General features: G+C 48.0%; 17 protein-coding genes and 1 pseudogene. 8 read left to right on the top strand and 10 right to left on the bottom strand.

Annotated elements, in window-relative coordinates:
* Positions 1-180 precede the first annotated feature (180 nt).
* A complete protein-coding gene (locus tag DZE2538_RS10010) occupies positions 181-2,232 on the top strand; it encodes a S9 family peptidase (protein ID WP_038916243.1) in 2,052 nt (683 codons plus the stop codon).
* Positions 2,233-2,814: 582 nt separating this feature from the next.
* Here DZE2538_RS10010 and DZE2538_RS10005 read toward each other — a convergent pair.
* Entirely contained in the window at positions 2,815-3,045 is a 231-nt protein-coding gene (locus tag DZE2538_RS10005) for a DNA polymerase III subunit theta (RefSeq protein WP_019845024.1), read from the bottom strand.
* A 161-nt stretch (positions 3,046-3,206) separates the two neighbouring features.
* On the opposite strand from DZE2538_RS10005, the gene copC reads away from it, so the two are divergent.
* The 3 genes from copC to ftnA all read left to right on the top strand — a co-directional run bounded on the left by copC (position 3,207) and on the right by ftnA (position 5,300).
* Positions 3,207-3,587, top strand: coding sequence for a copper homeostasis periplasmic binding protein CopC (copC, locus tag DZE2538_RS10000; RefSeq protein WP_019845025.1), 381 nt, complete (start codon positions 3,207-3,209; stop codon positions 3,585-3,587).
* An 18-nt stretch (positions 3,588-3,605) separates the two neighbouring features.
* A complete protein-coding gene (copD, locus tag DZE2538_RS09995; protein WP_038916242.1) occupies positions 3,606-4,484 on the top strand; it encodes a copper homeostasis membrane protein CopD in 879 nt (292 codons plus the stop codon).
* Between the two features lie 306 nt (positions 4,485-4,790).
* Positions 4,791-5,300, top strand: a complete 510-nt coding sequence (gene ftnA / locus DZE2538_RS09990; protein ID WP_012884849.1) for a non-heme ferritin — start codon at positions 4,791-4,793, stop codon at positions 5,298-5,300.
* A 209-nt stretch (positions 5,301-5,509) separates the two neighbouring features.
* Here the strand turns inward: ftnA and DZE2538_RS09985 are convergent, their stop codons facing one another.
* The 6 genes from DZE2538_RS09985 to DZE2538_RS09960 form a co-directional block, all read right to left on the bottom strand.
* On the bottom strand, positions 5,510-6,781 hold the full coding sequence (locus tag DZE2538_RS09985) for an alanine racemase (protein WP_038916241.1): 1,272 nt from the start codon (positions 6,779-6,781) through the stop codon (positions 5,510-5,512).
* An 11-nt stretch (positions 6,782-6,792) separates the two neighbouring features.
* Positions 6,793-7,530 carry an amino acid ABC transporter ATP-binding protein gene (locus DZE2538_RS09980; RefSeq protein WP_012884847.1) on the bottom strand — a complete coding sequence of 246 codons (738 nt, stop codon included), beginning with the start codon at positions 7,528-7,530 and terminating at the stop codon, positions 6,793-6,795.
* The gene (locus DZE2538_RS09975) at positions 7,527-8,171 is read right to left on the bottom strand and encodes an amino acid ABC transporter permease (protein WP_019845028.1); all 645 of its coding nucleotides are present in this window, start codon (positions 8,169-8,171) and stop codon (positions 7,527-7,529) included. The genes DZE2538_RS09980 and DZE2538_RS09975 overlap by 4 nt, the downstream gene beginning before the upstream one ends.
* A complete protein-coding gene (locus tag DZE2538_RS09970; RefSeq protein WP_038916240.1) occupies positions 8,168-8,908 on the bottom strand; it encodes an amino acid ABC transporter permease in 741 nt (246 codons plus the stop codon). Before DZE2538_RS09970 ends, DZE2538_RS09975 begins: the two co-directional genes overlap by 4 nt.
* 49 nt (positions 8,909-8,957) lie before the next feature.
* Positions 8,958-9,794 (bottom strand): ABC transporter substrate-binding protein, encoded by an 837-nt coding sequence (locus DZE2538_RS09965; protein WP_019845030.1) that lies wholly within the window; start codon positions 9,792-9,794, stop codon positions 8,958-8,960.
* A gap of 137 nt (positions 9,795-9,931) precedes the next feature.
* Positions 9,932-10,324, bottom strand: a complete 393-nt coding sequence (locus DZE2538_RS09960) for a RidA family protein (protein ID WP_016941272.1) — start codon at positions 10,322-10,324, stop codon at positions 9,932-9,934.
* 402 nt (positions 10,325-10,726) lie between these two features.
* Here DZE2538_RS09960 and DZE2538_RS09955 point away from each other — a divergent pair, with 402 nt between their 5' ends.
* The 3 genes from DZE2538_RS09955 (at position 10,727) to DZE2538_RS09945 (ending at position 12,800) form a co-directional block, all read left to right on the top strand.
* Positions 10,727-11,479, top strand: coding sequence for an IclR family transcriptional regulator (locus DZE2538_RS09955; RefSeq protein ID WP_023639773.1), 753 nt, complete (start codon positions 10,727-10,729; stop codon positions 11,477-11,479).
* A 108-nt stretch (positions 11,480-11,587) separates the two neighbouring features.
* Positions 11,588-12,076 carry a hypothetical protein gene (locus DZE2538_RS09950; protein ID WP_019845032.1) on the top strand — a complete coding sequence of 163 codons (489 nt, stop codon included), beginning with the start codon at positions 11,588-11,590 and terminating at the stop codon, positions 12,074-12,076.
* 397 nt (positions 12,077-12,473) lie between these two features.
* On the top strand, positions 12,474-12,800 hold the full coding sequence (locus tag DZE2538_RS09945; RefSeq protein WP_019845033.1) for a hypothetical protein: 327 nt from the start codon (positions 12,474-12,476) through the stop codon (positions 12,798-12,800).
* A gap of 796 nt (positions 12,801-13,596) precedes the next feature.
* On the opposite strand, the pseudogene DZE2538_RS09940 reads toward DZE2538_RS09945, so the two are convergent.
* From DZE2538_RS09940 to DZE2538_RS21070, 3 genes and pseudogenes are all read right to left on the bottom strand, one after another.
* Positions 13,597-14,700, bottom strand: a pseudogene (locus tag DZE2538_RS09940) (site-specific integrase).
* The gene (locus DZE2538_RS09935) at positions 14,675-14,947 is read right to left on the bottom strand and encodes an excisionase (RefSeq protein ID WP_023639770.1); all 273 of its coding nucleotides are present in this window, start codon (positions 14,945-14,947) and stop codon (positions 14,675-14,677) included. Before DZE2538_RS09935 ends, DZE2538_RS09940 begins: the two are co-directional and overlap by 26 nt.
* A gap of 135 nt (positions 14,948-15,082) precedes the next feature.
* The gene (locus DZE2538_RS21070; protein WP_050568674.1) at positions 15,083-15,364 is read right to left on the bottom strand and encodes a hypothetical protein; all 282 of its coding nucleotides are present in this window, start codon (positions 15,362-15,364) and stop codon (positions 15,083-15,085) included.
* Positions 15,365-15,474: 110 nt separating this feature from the next.
* Between DZE2538_RS21070 and DZE2538_RS09925 the strand changes: the two genes are divergently transcribed.
* The gene (locus DZE2538_RS09925) at positions 15,475-16,392 is read left to right on the top strand and encodes a hypothetical protein (RefSeq protein ID WP_023639768.1); all 918 of its coding nucleotides are present in this window, start codon (positions 15,475-15,477) and stop codon (positions 16,390-16,392) included.
* Positions 16,393-16,465: the final 73 nt, after the last annotated feature.

Below are 16,465 nucleotides of genomic sequence, written 5' to 3'. Positions count from 1 at the left end.
CACTCGCGTACCGGTACGCAAAAGCGAGTGAAAATCCGTGCAGATCTCGGTATAGGCTGGATTCCCCTACTGATTCATGACAGGCTTTGGGCATTTGCCGTTGCGCCATGGCTGGTTTGCCAGTGTGGGGCGATGATGATAAGGCAGTGTCTGATAAATGAATGGAAAGGAGTGATGTGCATGAGCGCGCCGCAAGCCGAAAAACGCCCGCATAAGATGACAATGCATGGCGATACCCGTATCGATAACTACTATTGGCTGCGGGATGATGAACGCAACAATCCGGATGTGCTGGCCTGGTTACAGCAAGAGAATCGCTATTGCGAACAGGTGATGGCGCCTCATGAAGCACTGCGTCGTACGTTGTACGAGGAAATGGTGGCGCGGATCCCCGGTGAAGATGTTTCGGTGCCTTATGTGAAACGCGGCTACCGCTACCAAAGTCGTTACGAGCCCGGCAAAGATTACGCTATTTATCAGCGCCAGCCGGAGCAGGAAACGGGGGCCGATACCTGGCAGGTATTGCTGGATGGCAATCAACGGGCGGCTGGCAATGAGTTCTACAGCCTTGGTGCGTTGGGGGTAAGCCCTGATAATCGACTGATGAGCGTGGCAGAAGACTTGCTCTCCCGTCGGCAGTATGTGGTGACGTTTCAGGACCTGACCACCGGTGAGTGGCTGGAGGACCGGCTGGAGAATGTGTCTGCCGGTAGTGAATGGGCGGCAGACTCTCGCACGCTCTATTATGTGCGTAAACACCCGCAGACGTTGCTGCCTTATCAGGTGTATCGCCATCGTCTGGGGGATGATTCGCAGCAGGATGCGCTGGTGTATGAAGAAACAGATGATACGTTTTATCTCAGCCTCGATAAAACCACGTCCGAGCGCTATATCCTGCTCTATCTGGAAAGTACTACCAGTACAGAAATTCTGTTGTTGGATGCGATTGACCCACAGGCAAAACCGCGGGTGTTTTTACCGAGGCGGGCGGATCACGAGTATGTGATTGACCATTTTCGTGATGATTTTTATGTTCGTTCCAACAAAGACGGCAAAACCTTCGGCTTTTATCGTGCTCACGATGCCAACGAATCAACCTGGCAGCCATTGGTCACCCCACGCCCGGACTGTGTGCTGGAAGGGTTCGCACTGTTTGATGAGTGGTACGTGGTTGAAGAGCGTGAGCGCGGGTTGACCCAGATTCGCTATATTCACTGGCAGACGGCAGTCTCTCGCCAGATTGCGTTTAATGACCCAGCCTACGTGAGCTGGCTGAGCTATAACCCAACGTTCGAGAGCACACAACTGCGCTACGGTTACTCTTCAATGACCACGCCGATGACCATCTATGAACTGGATATGGCAACCGGTGTGCAGGCGGTACTCAAACAATCCGCGGTAAAAAATTTTGATGCCGACAATTACCGCAGCGAACGAGTCTGGATAACCGCCCGTGATGGTGAATCGGTACCGGTATCGCTGGTGTATCACAAAGACTGCAAACTGGCGCAGAGCCCATTGCTGGTTTATGGCTATGGCGCTTATGGCAGCAGTATGGATCCAGAGTTCAGTAGCAGTCGTTTAAGCTTACTGGATCGTGGTTTCGTGTATGCGCTGGCGCATATTCGTGGCGGTGGGGAATTGGGACAGCAATGGCACGATCAGGGGCGGTTGTTCAACAAGATGAACACCTTTACCGACTTCATCGATGTTACGCAAGCGTTGCTGGCGCAAGGCTATGGTGACCCGAAAAAAACCTTCGCCATGGGGGGCAGCGCTGGTGGGTTACTGATGGGGGCGGTTATAAACATGGTGCCTTCGCTGTTTTATGGGGTGGTGGCGCAGGTGCCGTTTGTCGATGTACTCACGACCATGTTGGATGAGTCCATCCCGCTCACCACCGGCGAATATGATGAGTGGGGTAATCCGAATAACGCGGCTGATTACCAGTACATCAAGCAATATAGCCCTTATGACCGCATCTCGGCGCAGTGCTATCCCCATTTGCTGGTGACGACCGGCCTGCACGACTCACAAGTTCAGTATTGGGAACCGGCCAAATGGGTCGCGAAACTGCGTGAACTGAAAACCGACGATCATCTGTTGTTGTTACACACCGATATGGGGGCGGGTCATGGCGGTAAATCTGGCCGTTTGGCCCAGTTTGAAGACATTGCCCAGGAATTCACCTTCCTGTTAATGCTGCTTGAAAGCCAGACTTTGCAGGGTTAGTACACCGGACAGGGGAAGCGGAGCAAGACTGGCACGTGGTTTGTTGAGCCCTAACGTCAGAAAAGGCCGTACCAGAAAAACGCTACTAAAAACCAGACAAGAAAAGCGAGAAGCCAGACGGGAAGCGTTGGAACTGCGATCACCGGGTGTCAGGAGGCAGAGGGTGATCGCAGGATGTTGCCTTAATGGTGCTCTGTTCGGTGAACAACGAAACCTATGGCAACGCAGTTAGTTTCAGCTAATTTCAGGCTGCGGTTGAGCCCGTTTAGCCCGTTTTTCCGCCCGTTTTTGCTCGGCGGTTTTCAGCGGTTTTTTCTTGGCGTTTTTCTTGCTGTCCATTCCTTTACTCATATTGTGCCTCGCTTGGTAAAAGGTTGGTATGCCTGTTTATTAACCTCCTGTTTGTGAGGAGATGCAAGTGAAAAAGTGCTTTTTTGGCCAGCAAATGACGGCGAAGAATTGAGCAGGCAAGGGCTAATTGAATAGAGAAACGATGGCGAAAATTGTATAGGGTGGGTAATCAGGCGCTATCCGTTTGTATTGGATAGCGTTGCTGTGAGTTTGTACTAATGAATGGCGCCGTTATTTGCTGTTTGGGTCGTACGGTAAGGTGGAGAACTGGTGGGATAGCTCCCGGTAGTAACTGACCCTTTCGCGAAAATAGGGACGCAGATGTGCGGGTTGTTGCTGTTCGATTTCATCCATGATCACCGGCATATTATAGCGTTCGCGAAACGCCACGCCAGATGCCGCCAAATCCACATTGACCTTTTCCATTTCTTCATAAGGCAGGTCGGCCAGATTGTATCCCATGATTGCCTCCTCTTTGTTGCGCCACAAAAGTAAAGCAGAAGTGCGGAATTGGCAAATCCTGTTACTCTGCGGACCCTCGACAAGGCGGTGGGCGGCCCGTATCCTTGCCGTTGTTTTGCGTTAACTGAACACAACAGAAAATGATTAGAAAGGATAAGACAATGTTGAAGCGTACGTTTTTTCCGGTGATGAATGCAGTACTGTTCGTGGGAAGCCTGTTTATCTCTCAGGCTGCACTGGCGCATGCCCATCTCAAAAGCCAGACTCCAGCGGCAGACCAGGTGGTTGCAGCACAAACAGCACCGTCTTCTCTGACGCTGCTTTTTTCTGAAGATATCGAACCTGCGTTCAGTGGCGTTGAATTGACGCTAGCGGGGCAGGCGGTGTCGGTAGGCAAGGCGACGGTAGAAAGTGATCACCATAATGTAATGGTGGTGCCGATTGAAAAGCCGTTAGCCAGTGGTAGCTATCAGGTTTCCTGGCATGTGTTGTCTGTCGATGGTCATAAAACGCAGGGAAACTATCGTTTTGACGTCAAATAATACGATAGTGATTGGCTGATGCTGCTGGAGGCGGTATACGCTGCATTGCGTATCGGACATTTTTCTAGCCTCATGTTGCTGGTGGGGACAGTCTGTTATTGTCGGTTACTGTCCCCCCGTACCTACCGTGCGCAGTTGGTGTTACGGTTGTATGGGGTGATGGTGTTCAGCAGCATCGTAGCGGTGTTGACCGCTGTTGGCATCCTGGCGGCTCAGACCGGATTGATGAGCGGTGACTGGCGTAATATCGGTGATGTGAGTACCTGGTATGCCGTACTGGGTACCCGTTTCGGGATGCTATGGATCTGGCAACCGGCGCTGGCGTTAATCACGTGTGCGATGGTGTTCTGGCACCGCAGTGGATGGCTAACGGGCATGCTGGTGTCTGGCGTAGCCCAGCTCTGTGGTATGGCGTGGGTAGGTCACGCGGCGATGTTGGAGGGATGGCCCGGGATAGTGCATGGCTTGAGTCAGGCGATACACTTGCTGTCGGTGACATTTTGGGTCGGCGGACTGCCTCCTTTATTGCCGGTATTACGGGATGCGCAGCGGGTGTCGGCACGTGACGATGCCATCCTAACGATGATGCGCTTTTCTCGTTTCGGTCATCTGGCGGTTGCGCTGGCAATCCTGACTGGTTTGGTGAATGCCCGATTGATTCTCGGCTGGCCATTGCCGCCGTTCGGGGTGTATAGCGCGTTGCTGGCGGTGAAGGTTTTTCTGGTCGCTGCCATGGTACTGTTAGCGTTGTTCAATCGTTACTGGGTAGTACCGCGCTTTCAGCATGCTGGGCATGCTGCTTACGGTTATTTTCTTCGGTTGACGATGGCAGAACTGTTGTTGTCTGTTCTGGTGGTTGGGCTGGTCAGTGTTCTGGCGACATTGTCTCCGGCATGAGTGCACTGGTGAGCGAAGGGGAATATGCCGGTGTCAGGCATATTATGCAGACAAGCATACTGACTTTATTTTTTATAAACCTGGATTTTTAATAAACCCAGAATGCTTAATAAAAAAGTAATGAAAATAATTATCAAAGCCATTTCTAACTATGTGAATAATGAAAATTATTCGCATAACTAAATGATAATGCATTGAAGTTATAAAGGATTTATTGCAATTTCGTGTTAACGAAATGTTTTAAATTTCGTCTTTTACAGGCATAATAAGAAAACCAGTCACCTGCCAGTAAAATAAGGAACGGCCATGTTAAAAAAAGAAATGATTCAAAAGCTGAATGAACAGCTTAATCTTGAATTTTACTCCGCCAATTTATATCTGCAGATGAGCGCCTGGTGTGGCGATAAAGGTTTTGAAGGTGCATCGGCTTTCCTGAAATCACATTCCCGTGAAGAGATGGATCACATGCAACGCCTGTTCGATTATCTGAACGACACCGGCAGCATGCCGCAATTGGGCGCGATTGCCGCACCGCCGATCGAGTTTGATTCGTTGCAGGATGTCTTCAAACTGACCTATGAGCATGAGCAGTTGATTACCCAAAAAATCAATGAACTGGCTCATGCTGCTATGACATTGCAGGACTATTCCACCTTTAATTTCCTGCAGTGGTATGTGTCGGAACAGCACGAAGAAGAAAAACTGTTCAAATCCATTCTCGACAAGCTGGGTATGGTGAATGCACAGGAAGGCGGCTTGTTCTTTATTGATCAGGATTTGAAAAAAATGGCGGCTTCAGTAACCCCATCTGCCTGATATGAAAAGGGTAATAGTCTCCCTATTACCCGTTCCCTTTTTACCCATTCCCCTTGCGATGCTTTTGCCAGCCGTTCCTCCTCCCACGTTAAATCAAATCTGCTGTAACACCGTTTGTGTTTAAGGTCTTATTGCCGCGGTGTTTGTCATTCAGTCATTTTCAATCGTCATAATGGTATAACCACATCCGAGGGGCCGAGGTTAGCGTCTTAAAATACGGTTTCCAGTGAATCCGTTACGCAGTAATGGTCATCAACCAATGGCAGGTAGCGCCATTTATCAAATGCCGTACAAGGATGGGAAATGCCACAGCCCACCCAGTCTCCGGGCTGTAGTGGTTCTGTGTCTGGCAGGATGAGGTACGCGTGCTGATCGTTAACTTCCGTGATGCGCAACTGCGCGGCCGAACGTGCCGCGCTGCCGTCTGCCTGGCGGATCCATAACGGAATAGGTAAATCTTGATCGAATGGCACATCGCGTCGACCAAAATCGAGAAATGCCAGTCCAGGTTCTGGACGTGACAACACGCGCCCCCAGATTTCCAGTGCGGCAGTGAAATGGTGGTGACTACCGGGCTGGGCGAATGGTGCGATACGCGCATAGAGACCATTATCATGCGCCATATAGGCACCGGAGCGGATTAAGGGGATAATCGGTAATGGCAACCGGGCGCTAGTCAAACAGTCTGTGACCACATCAAACCACGCCCCACCACCGGCGCTAAGGATAATGTTGTCGCTGCCGAATAAGCGCTTTTCCGCCAGCTGTGCGGCGGTGGTGATTAGCATGTGGCAATAGTATTTCACTCGTGCGATACCGGAGGCATCCCGCCCGGCGCCCAATGCACCTTCATACCCTGACACACCAACCAACTGTAACGATGGGCTTGCCGCGATGGCGTCGGCAATCATCACAGCGTCCTTAAGTGAGCGGCAACCAGTACGGCCGCCGCTGACTGACATCTCCAGCAACACCGAGATACGGCTATGACCAAGATGCTGTTCCAGCAGTTTTACCCCGTGTAGTGAATCGACGTAGCAGAGGAAACCATGGTCGGGGTGCTGTTGTTGCCATTGCGCTATCCAGCGGATACCCGCAGGGTCAACCAACTGATTGGCAAGAAAAACATTACGAATGCCGAAGTGACGCAGTGCACGCACTTGCGCAGGCGTCGCGGCGCTGATGCCCCATGCGCCACCTTCGGTAATCGCCCGGCGCAAAACAGTCGACGACATAGATGTCTTGCCATGAGCTGCCAGCATCACGCCTCGCTCGCGGCAGAAGGCCGCCAACTGGCGCAAGTTGTTCTCCAAAGCGGACTGCTTCATCAACATCAATGGGGAGAACACCTTTTCACTGCTTAGTACCGGCGTTCCTATGGGCAAGTATTCCGCACCGCTACCGGCAACAGATTTAAAACGCGGTGCGGTGTGTGGCGCATCCAGTAAGCCATCAGCCTGCAACGGAAAGTGAATCGACATGACGCCTCCTGTTAATGTTCAAGTACGCGGGATAAAAACTGTTGGGTACGGGGATTCTGCGGATGCACGAAAATCTGCTCGGGCGACCCTTGTTCTGCGATTATGCCTTGATCCATGAACACTACACGGTCAGCTGTTTTGCGTGCGAAGCCCATTTCGTGGGTTACCACCACCATCGTCATGCCGTCACGAGCCAGACTGCGCATGACTTCCATTACTTCACCGACCAGCTCAGGGTCGAGTGCAGACGTGGCTTCATCAAAGAACATAATCCTGGGTTCAACCGCCAATGCCCGGGCGATGGCAACCCGCTGCTGTTGCCCGCCGGATAACTGCGCAGGATAGTGGTGCGCGCGCTCCGCCAGCCCGACACGTTCCAGTGCAGCCATACCGCGTTTCGTGGCCTCGGCTTCAGGTAATTTTTGTGCTTTTATCAGCGCTAAGGTCACGTTGCCAAGCGCCGTTTTGTGTGGAAACAGGTTAAATTGCTGAAACACCATGCCAACGTGGCCACAGATCTCATGGCTGCGGTTGGTATCATGCAACGGCACATCATTGACCCAAATCTCGCCGCTGTCGGCACTTTCCAGGCCGCTCATAATACGCAATACGGTGCTTTTGCCGGAACCGGATGCACCAATTAGCACCAACACTTCACCTGGTGAGACGTCAAGGCTGATGGCTTTCAACACCTGGGTGGTGCCGAATGATTTGGAAATACGGCTCAGTGTAATGGCGGATTTGCTCATGATAACTGGCTCCTGGCCTGGTGATGTTGAACCCAACGGGAAAGCGGAAAACAAACGGCGAAATATAGCAGGGCGACCAGCCCATAAATGATGACCGGCTGGCCGATGCGATCGACAATTGCCTGCCCCTGATGCATCAGCTCTGACATGCCAATCATGCTGACTATTGAGGTATCCTTAATCAGCGACAGGTATTGCCCAGTCAGCGGGGGCAGCACGATGCCACGTGTCTGGGGCAGGATCACACTGAGAAAGGTCTGGCGTTTGGATAACCCTAAAATCCACGATACTTCCCATTGCCCTTTGGGAACCGATTCAATACCAGCGCGGAACACTTCTGCGATATAAGCGCCCTGATAAATACTCAGCCCCAGGATCCCGGCGGCGAAGAGGTTAATGTCATAACCGAAATAAGCGACGCCAAAGTAGATAAACATCAGCGTAATCAGCACTGGTGTGCCGCGAAACAGCTCGATGTACAGCAGGGCGAGTTGTCGGGCGATGGGCAATCGGCTGGTGCGTAGCACCGCTGCCAGCAAGCCGAGCAACGTACTGCCAATAATCGCTGCTACCGAGAGCACCAGCGTGGTACCAAGCCCGGTTAACAGCAACGGTAGTGAGCTGCTGATGATGTCGTTCATAGCGCATTCTCCCGTTTTAGCAGCGAATTAGTCAGCCATTGTTTTATCCGCCCGGCGACGGGCTTTTTTACCGGTGTGACCAGCGGAGGGGTAAACAGACGCCTTCCTGCCAGATGGCCCAGCCATGAAAACAGATTACTGAGCAGCAAATAAATCACCGTCACAATGCTGAAGGTCTGGATATACAGCAATGTGCGGGCATTGATGACGGTTGCGGTGCCCGTCAGTTCCGGCAGGGCAATGGCGGATAACAACGAGGTACCTAACAGCAATTGGATCAGGTTGTTGATAATGGCAGGCCACACAGCGCGTGTGGCCTGTGGCAGCACTACGCTCAGGAAAATGTGCCGACGTGGAATACCCAGAATCCAGGCGGCTTCCAGTTGGCCTTTCGGTACAGATTGAATGCCGGCCCGAAAGGTTTCCGATAAGTAGGCGCCGACATTAATGCCTAATGCCAGTATCCCGGCTGTTGTTGCACTCATGGTGATGCTGAGTGAGGGCAGCCCGAAGAAAATAATGAAAATTTGTAATAGCACCGGCGTGTTACGAATGAACTCCACATAGCCGTGACTCAGCCAGCGTACCGGTGCCAGCGATGAGGCTTTTGCCAGCGCCGCTAACAGGCCAAGTGTTATCGCCAGTGCAAAAGCCAGCAGGGTGACCTGCAATGTCAGCCAGGTGGCCGTCAGAAACGTACCACCATAGTGCCACAGGGTTAGCCATTGATAATTCATGGGTCTGCTCCTTTGAGCGGCGCAACAGTGAATGTTGCGCCACGCGCGGTCAATATTGTGGGTTCAGTGGGTAGCGAGGTTTACTGCCAAACCATTTCTGATACAGCGTTGCATTTTGGCCGGATGCATTAATCTCAAACAGGAATTCATTCAGGTAATTCAGCCAGACCTGATCGCCTTGCTTCACGCCGAATGCGTTGTATTCAAGCGGAACCAATGCTTCATTGGTGACCGTCAGTGTTGGGTCGAGCTTACTTTGATAGGCGAGGAAATTATTATCTTCGATCATCGCATCGGCCTGGCCTTGTTTTACCGCCAGAATGGCTGCCTGGGATGAGTCGTATTCCTGAATCTTGACATCGATACCGAGATTACGCACTTCGTCGCCGTTTGTTGAGCCTTTCACGGTGGCGATGGTTTTGCCAGCCATATCATGAGCGGACTGAATGCCGCTGTTCTTACGCACCAGCATAGCTTCGCTTGCCACGACATACGGGGCGGTGAAACTGATTTCTTTGGCCCGTTCCAGGTTGCGGGTGAAGTTACAAAACACGACATCCACTTTATTGGTCTGCAGGTTAGGAATACGGTTGGCACTGGTGGTGTTGACCATCTCCAGCTTGACGCCCATCGCTTTTGCCAGGGCTTTGGCCAAATCCACATCGTACCCATCAGGATTGCCTGCCTGGTCATAAAAGCCGAATGGCGCGAAGCTCAGACAATCGCCAACGCGTAGCGTCCCACGTTGCAAAACGGTTTGAAGGGCAGACTGCGGCGCAGCGTTGTCAGCCTTCTTCTCATCGGTAGGCGTACAGCCTGCCAGGGTCAACAACACCAGCGCGCTGGCAAAGATCCTGGTATTTATTTTTAGCGATGTTGTGTTCATTTTATGCTCTCTTATTGAATGGAGATGATATGAAAACCGTTATTTTGCAGAAAAGTGGAAAACGCTTATTAATAACAGGCACCCTGGTTTTGACGCATAAAATTAAAATAATTAACCTGTTTTTAGCGTGGGATTAATTACTTGCGATCGGCACGAAAGCATTTCATATCCACTTCCACTTTGCAGTCGACGACTAAATCCTGCACGCTACAAATTCGTGCGGGGGGATGGCCGTTAAATATTTCACTGAATACTTTATTAAATGAACTGAAGTAACGGGCGTCGGTTAATACCGCGGTGACGTGGACGACATCCTCCACACGGTAACCCGCTTCACGCATGATAGTCAGGCAATTATCGAACGCTAACTGCGTTTGCTCGATGATGCCACCTTCCACCACTTCACCATTACGCATAGGCGTTTGACCGGAGATATACAGCCATCCATCGGCTTCGACGGCCCGTGCGAATGGCAGTTTTTGCCCGCCGGTACCGGTCCCACCCTCAATGCCGTAGCGTTTGATCGTCATGCCGCATGCTCCTTATTCGTGATAACTCGGGTATGGTGTTGCTTACACTATTGTCCGGTATACCAGACTTGAGTCTGCAATACCGGATAGATCAAGATTTGCACAGGATTTTTATTTTTGCAATATAGGAATCCCTATTTAATTTTTAATCCTGCTGACAGGATCCCAAAAATAAGAGAAACGAATATCAGCTTTAGAGATGAAAACACCGATTGTTTTGTTTTCATTAACGAACATTATTTATTTGCGCCGGATTGGGGCACTAAAATAGAGCGCAGGTATTATCGGTATTCAGAGCAAAAAATTATTTTATCGGGATGGGTTAACGAGGGCTTGCGGTGTATGATGCTTTCTTTTTTCAGCGTATTTATCATTGCATGATTGCAACAGGAGAATGTGCCTATGTCTGACGAGAAAACGTCACGGGCGCGCGGTGTAGACCGGGTCATCGAGATTTTTCGCCAACTGCATATTTCCAGAAAACCCATGGCCATGCGTGATTTGATTGACGCAACAGGTGCTCCCCGTTCCAGCGTCTATGAACTGGTGAGCCTGCTTAGTGAGGCTGGCTTGTTGGAACTGGATGCTGATGGTGCCGTGTTCTTCGGGCGTGAGATGCACTACTATGGTGCGGACTACATGGCGCACAATGATTTGATTCGTCGGGCGCACCAACTCATGGTGGAACTCGTTGCGCGTCATGGTGAAACCGTGCAGCTCTGCATGCTGGAAGGGAATAAATACACCGTTGTGCTATCGGAAAGTAACGCGCATCCCTTCAAGATAACCTCGGATATCGGTGTACGCGTTCCCATCCCGTGGACGGCGACGGGACGGTTGCTACTGAGCAATTGGTCAGATAGTGCCATTCTTGAGCTGATCCCAGAAGAGGATTATCGACTGGCGAATGGAACCGTTCTGGATAAACAGGCGTTTCTTGATGATATTCATCGGGCAGGGCTGCAAGGGTATTGCCAGACGGAAGGGCTATCAGAAAGTTTTACCTGTTGCATGGCTGCCCCGATTCGCTCACGTAGTGGTCAGGCGGTAGCGGCTGTCTGCTTTATGATTAGCCGCGATACGCCGCCAGAGCGCCGTAAAATGTTATTGGAAGAGTTGATTGTTTCCGGGCAGAAGCTGTCTGATTTCACCTGATACTGCTGGCGGGGGGGCTCGTCAGTCGACATGACGATGTCACGAGACCAGTGAGAATGAATAAAAATTTTTGCAGATCATTTATCAAGTAATGCGAGGAAAGGAAGCATGGCATCACACACTACCGTCATTATTGACTGGAGCGGCCCTTACGTTTATTCGGATATACAGGAAAACCCAGAGTGGGGAAATGGCCTCTATCTGGTGACGGGCAAAAGAAAGTATGAACGGGAGGCAACAATCCAGTACTGTGGTATTACCGAAGGAAGCTATGTAGGACGATTTAAGTCTCATCACAAGGCGTTTGAGGTGACCAGAGAACAGGAGTTTTGGCTGGGGTCTATCGTCTACCCTGACGATGCCTCCCGACACTTTCTTGAGATTGCCGAATCCATCATCATTTATTTCTGGCAACCAGAGCTTAATGAGAAAAAAAGAGCCTATCCACCGCGGCCAATAACATTGGTGAACAAGTGGTTTAAACAGGATGGCTCCCCCAGGGTAAGGCAGCATACGCTATGCAAAGATTTGAGTGATGTGATTTCCTGGGATGGCGAGTTATGGCGCAGTGGTAACCTCCACGTGTGGGAAGAATGAGTACGATTACCGCAGACATTCATTGAGTGTCTGCGGTAATGCAGTTATCAACTTTTTTACATGATTATATTATTTTTGAAAGATTACTGTTGGAATGATAATGGATAAGTAAAATAAGAATAAAAATCAAACCATATTTAATAACGACATGTCTTTCATTACATTATCTGATTTCATTTCCTTTTTAATATTTAATGGTTTGATTTTTATTTAAGACCATGATCATGGTTTAATCATTAGTAATGATGCTATTAATCAATGCCTCTCGGTTTTTTGTTTTTTTGAAAAAAGTAAATACCCTGCTAGTCTTAATTAATGTATGGTGATGAAACGCTATATGAGAAAAGCTAATAAATAAAATAATTAGTATTGGCTAATAATAATAGAGGACAATATCATGAGACAAGTGCAAAAAATCACTGTTAATAATAAAGGTGCGTATGTCTTTAATTTTTCAGTTCAATGGCTGGGAAGCGACGGTAAGTGGAACACCACTGACTGGAACAGCGGTAATTACCCTGTAGCCCAATCCCGAACCACACCTCCGCTTGATGAAATCGGTGTACCGGGTGATGCACTGGCTGTTACACCGTATGGACATGCTGTACTTGGTTCGTCAGGCCAGGGGCATGCGTTTGTTGCTCTGGCAAAGAACGGACAGATCGCAACCTATGACGCTGTTGGTACGACTATTATTGGGTTTGATATTCAATTGATTGAATAACCGAATAGTGCACTATGGTTTGATATTTCAATCATAAACAATGGCAAAAATAAATCAGCCTGTGTCTGGTTAACTTGGCTATGCGACTACATATTGGCTCGCTTTGTGTAGAGACTAATATTAACGTTATGGTTGTATGTTTCTAATCGAGTAGTTTGGGTGATTTGCAGTAATCATATCCACTTTGTGGATATCTGGCTATGGTCCCGACATGGGAGAATATCTACTATGTCGGGGCCTTTTTATTGATGGCTCATTTTATTAAGAGGTCTTTTTAGTAGAGTATATTTATCTGTTTTTGATAGAGGAGATGCCTTGTTTTTACCTAATTAAATCGATCCCATTTTTTATAATGTCATAGTAAGACATTCAAATCCTTATATTTTCACTTTACAGGGGGGAGCTAAAACAAAGGAAATAGTGGAAAAAACAGCGTGATACATTTTACGGACACTGGAGGAAACCGGCTTGATGTGTGATATATATTCTTAACCTATTATTCGGCCACAAAAAATAGTAGATATCCAGCTTGCAGCAATTTACACCGGGTACGGAATTTCGGGCCAATTCCGGGCATTTTCGTTCCGACTAATGTTTTTTTGTTTTAAATCAATGATATAAAAAAAGACCGAACACGATTCCTGTGCCCGGCTGTTTTGATTTAACTAATTGATATTTATTGGTAAATTGATATTTTTAGCTCAAAAATCACTCAATAATACCGTCTTTCTCCGTCCTTTAATGTCATATACATGCGCGATTTTTCGGAAATCGACGGACGGATTTCGGGCACAAATCACAGCATCGTCCACTCTTTTTCTCTGCTATCCAAATATTTGTCAGTCATCTTCATTGATTTATGACCAAGGAGCTTCTGAGCAAACTCTTTCCCATATTCCTTTTCATACAGCCGACCGGCCAGACTTCGTATTTCATGAAACGTCGGTGGCTAATCTGTGAATGTCAGTCCGCAATTTTTTCTGGCAGCAACAAATGCCTTAGTCAGTGTATCTGGATGAAGAGCTCCAGGCACGCGGCCTGTTTTGCGGCTATCTGAACCGATCAGGTATTCACTGCTATTTGATGCCACGCACCGTTCTACAACATGTCTCAGCGTGAGGCTGGCGGCATTCAGTTTCAGATCCAGCGGGAGCGAGATTTGCGCCCCTGTTTTTCCTTGGACGACCCACAGCCTGCCTTCTCTGATGTCGCTCTTTTTCATTTCACAAATGTCCTCACGTCGCTGGCCGGTAACCAGCCCCATCAGTATGCCTAACTCAACCCATTCTGGCTGATTTGCGCATGCTGCAGCATGAATCCCCCAATACTCATCAAGTGTAAGACGTTCGCGTTTAACACGCACGTTCGGTGTTTTTGTCACTTCTGCTGGGTTGTTTGTGGTGATGCCATTCGCGATCGCTTCGCGGAAAATATCAACCAGTAACGATCTCATCGTTGATGCTGTCGTATTTTTACCTGCGTCAATATAGCTGTTAATAAATTCTGCGATATCCTTTGTTGTGATTTTCGTAATGTCCTTTTTCCCAAATTTGTTACATAGATAGCCTATCTGCTTCGTTCTGGCCTTGATTGTGTTATCTGCTAAATCTCTACGTTTCAATATCGATTCATAACTCTTCATCCAGTCCATGAATGTTGTTGCAGGCTCGCTATCATCCTTCTTCTTTATCAGGCGCTGCATTAAAGCAACTGGCGTAAAGTTGCTTTCAATATAATTGTTTGCTTCTATTGCCTGGGATATTGCGTCTCGGCGAGATATCTATCCCATTGATATTTCTTCCCCGGATACTGGGTTTCTCCAGTAAAATGCCTTACGTGTCTTCCGGTAGGTGAGATTTCTGGGTAAATTGGCATCATACCTTTTGGGGCGTTTTGCCATAACCATGAGTAATTTTCTCCATCAATGGTGATAACTCTGGGTTTTCCTGCATCACCTTTTTAGCCAGTGAAAAACTTTTAGGGTTTATATAAATGGCATTCTCAGTAACGCGGTATTCTCTGCCATGCTTTTCTGGCGCTGGATATATTTTCCCTGCACGTGCCCAACGCTGAAGTTTTTGGATGGTTGGAGGCTTTTCTGAGTATTTTTTTTCTTGCCATTCTTCTAATGTTAATAGCTTTGTCATCGGTCAGTCCTCGGGAAAAGGGCATGCCAAAGACACGCCCTTATTTTGGTCGTTTTATTTATGTAAGGAAGGGGCTTTGGTTAGCAAAAAAGCCGCAGGTTGGGCAGCTCTGTTATTTGTTATCGAGCCGGTCTATTAAACCTCCCGAGCCTTTAACATGGCATCAGCCATTTCATAACTGTTGTCAGCCCAGCGGTTCATCATATCTTCCATCTCTTCTGGTGCTATCTGCGAAAGCCAAGCTTGTATCGTCTTTGCTGCAAAGTAATCGCGTAACGTCATGCCGGGGAACTGGTAAAGGTAGTTAAAGGCGATGATTTCTGGGCAGTCTATGGTTGTTCGTCTTGTCATGATGTGATTGATGGGCGGGGGCTGTATGATTGGCGGGTGGGGGAGAGGGAAGAGATTTTGTTGCATGCAGTATATATGACATTTCGTGACTTCTTTAAATCATGATCTAACTAATTGTATTTTAATATTTATTAAGGTATAGAAGGAAAGAAAATTCTTGTCTATGAGGTATGCAAATGGAAGATGAGAGTACCTTTAGAATAAAATTTGCCTTTTATCATTCTAGTTGGGAGTTTGATCCTAATTCAGTACCTGAGTTGAAGGCTAATGGAAAACGTGTATTACCCAGCGAATTTACCCTGGAAATGAGGCATCATATTTTTTGTCCTGAATGTGCCACTCCACTATCAAGACGGCCTCAAAACAAAGATAAAGCAACTGATGGTAGAAATCCTAGTTTTGCTCATTTACCATCTTATTCTCATATATATTGTAGCCTTCGTGTAAAGACGGCTAAAGGGAGACAATATAGTTCAGAAGAAGAGGCCAAGAAGGCAATTGCAAATGATCAGCTTGCAATAGTCGAGTCCTTTATGAAAGAAAAACCAGAGATTCCTGAAGGAAACAATGGTGTTTACGATCAAAATCATATTGAAGATCAGGATGGAGAAATTAGTGATGTGCCTATTGGTCGTCACCGAGGTCAGAGTTTTAAGTTGCCCTCGAAGATTACTACTGTAGCAGGGATATGCAGAAATTTTGATCAGAACTATTACAAATATTACGTATTGCCTGGTGAGAAAAATGCTGAGAGATTAGACAGGTTATTAACAAATATAAATAATATACAGAGCACGACGAATACACCAAAACTATACTACGCGAAAATATTGAGCAGCTTTAGCAAGCCGAGGGATCACTCGATAAGAATGACGAGGCTAGCTTGGAACTCTGCTGGCGAATACAAAGATTTTTATTTCAAACAAAATAATAAGGATTCGCTTGGACATGGAGTCAATGAGGACAGTAGAGGACGAATTTTATTAATGTATGGTGTGGTAACAGTTAACGGCGTTGGCCTTTGCATTTCACATGTTGGATGGGGGGAGTTTGCATTACTCCCTGAAAAATATAATTATCTGTTTGATAACTGAGGGATGTATGTCTAAAAATTTATATCCAACTATACTTTTCAATTTTGAAAAAAGCAAAAGAGCATTATTGGAT

Source organism: Dickeya zeae NCPPB 2538, from assembly GCF_000406165.1.
GTDB lineage: Bacteria > Pseudomonadota > Gammaproteobacteria > Enterobacterales > Enterobacteriaceae > Dickeya > Dickeya zeae.
The sequence above is the reverse complement of the archived record's forward strand: the minus strand, read 5'-3'. Positions and strand labels throughout refer to the sequence as shown.

Coding starts and splice junctions, on each gene's coding strand:
- DZE2538_RS10005 (WP_019845024.1), bottom strand. CDS start 3,045: ATGGGATACAATCTGGCCGACCTGCCTTATGAAGAAATGGAAAAGGTC.
- copC (WP_019845025.1), top strand. CDS start 3,207: ATGTTGAAGCGTACGTTTTTTCCGGTGATGAATGCAGTACTGTTCGTG.
- ftnA (WP_012884849.1), top strand. CDS start 4,791: ATGTTAAAAAAAGAAATGATTCAAAAGCTGAATGAACAGCTTAATCTT.
- DZE2538_RS09935 (WP_023639770.1), bottom strand. CDS start 14,947: ATGACAAAGCTATTAACATTAGAAGAATGGCAAGAAAAAAAATACTCA.
- DZE2538_RS09925 (WP_023639768.1), top strand. CDS start 15,475: ATGGAAGATGAGAGTACCTTTAGAATAAAATTTGCCTTTTATCATTCT.
- DZE2538_RS09985 (WP_038916241.1), bottom strand. CDS start 6,781: ATGTCGATTCACTTTCCGTTGCAGGCTGATGGCTTACTGGATGCGCCA.
- DZE2538_RS09945 (WP_019845033.1), top strand. CDS start 12,474: ATGAGACAAGTGCAAAAAATCACTGTTAATAATAAAGGTGCGTATGTC.
- DZE2538_RS09980 (WP_012884847.1), bottom strand. CDS start 7,530: ATGAGCAAATCCGCCATTACACTGAGCCGTATTTCCAAATCATTCGGC.
- DZE2538_RS09965 (WP_019845030.1), bottom strand. CDS start 9,794: ATGAACACAACATCGCTAAAAATAAATACCAGGATCTTTGCCAGCGCG.
- copD (WP_038916242.1), top strand. CDS start 3,606: ATGCTGCTGGAGGCGGTATACGCTGCATTGCGTATCGGACATTTTTCT.
- DZE2538_RS10010 (WP_038916243.1), top strand. CDS start 181: ATGAGCGCGCCGCAAGCCGAAAAACGCCCGCATAAGATGACAATGCAT.
- DZE2538_RS09970 (WP_038916240.1), bottom strand. CDS start 8,908: ATGAATTATCAATGGCTAACCCTGTGGCACTATGGTGGTACGTTTCTG.
- DZE2538_RS09960 (WP_016941272.1), bottom strand. CDS start 10,324: ATGACGATCAAACGCTACGGCATTGAGGGTGGGACCGGTACCGGCGGG.
- DZE2538_RS21070 (WP_050568674.1), bottom strand. CDS start 15,364: ATGCAACAAAATCTCTTCCCTCTCCCCCACCCGCCAATCATACAGCCC.
- DZE2538_RS09975 (WP_019845028.1), bottom strand. CDS start 8,171: ATGAACGACATCATCAGCAGCTCACTACCGTTGCTGTTAACCGGGCTT.
- DZE2538_RS09955 (WP_023639773.1), top strand. CDS start 10,727: ATGTCTGACGAGAAAACGTCACGGGCGCGCGGTGTAGACCGGGTCATC.
- DZE2538_RS09950 (WP_019845032.1), top strand. CDS start 11,588: ATGGCATCACACACTACCGTCATTATTGACTGGAGCGGCCCTTACGTT.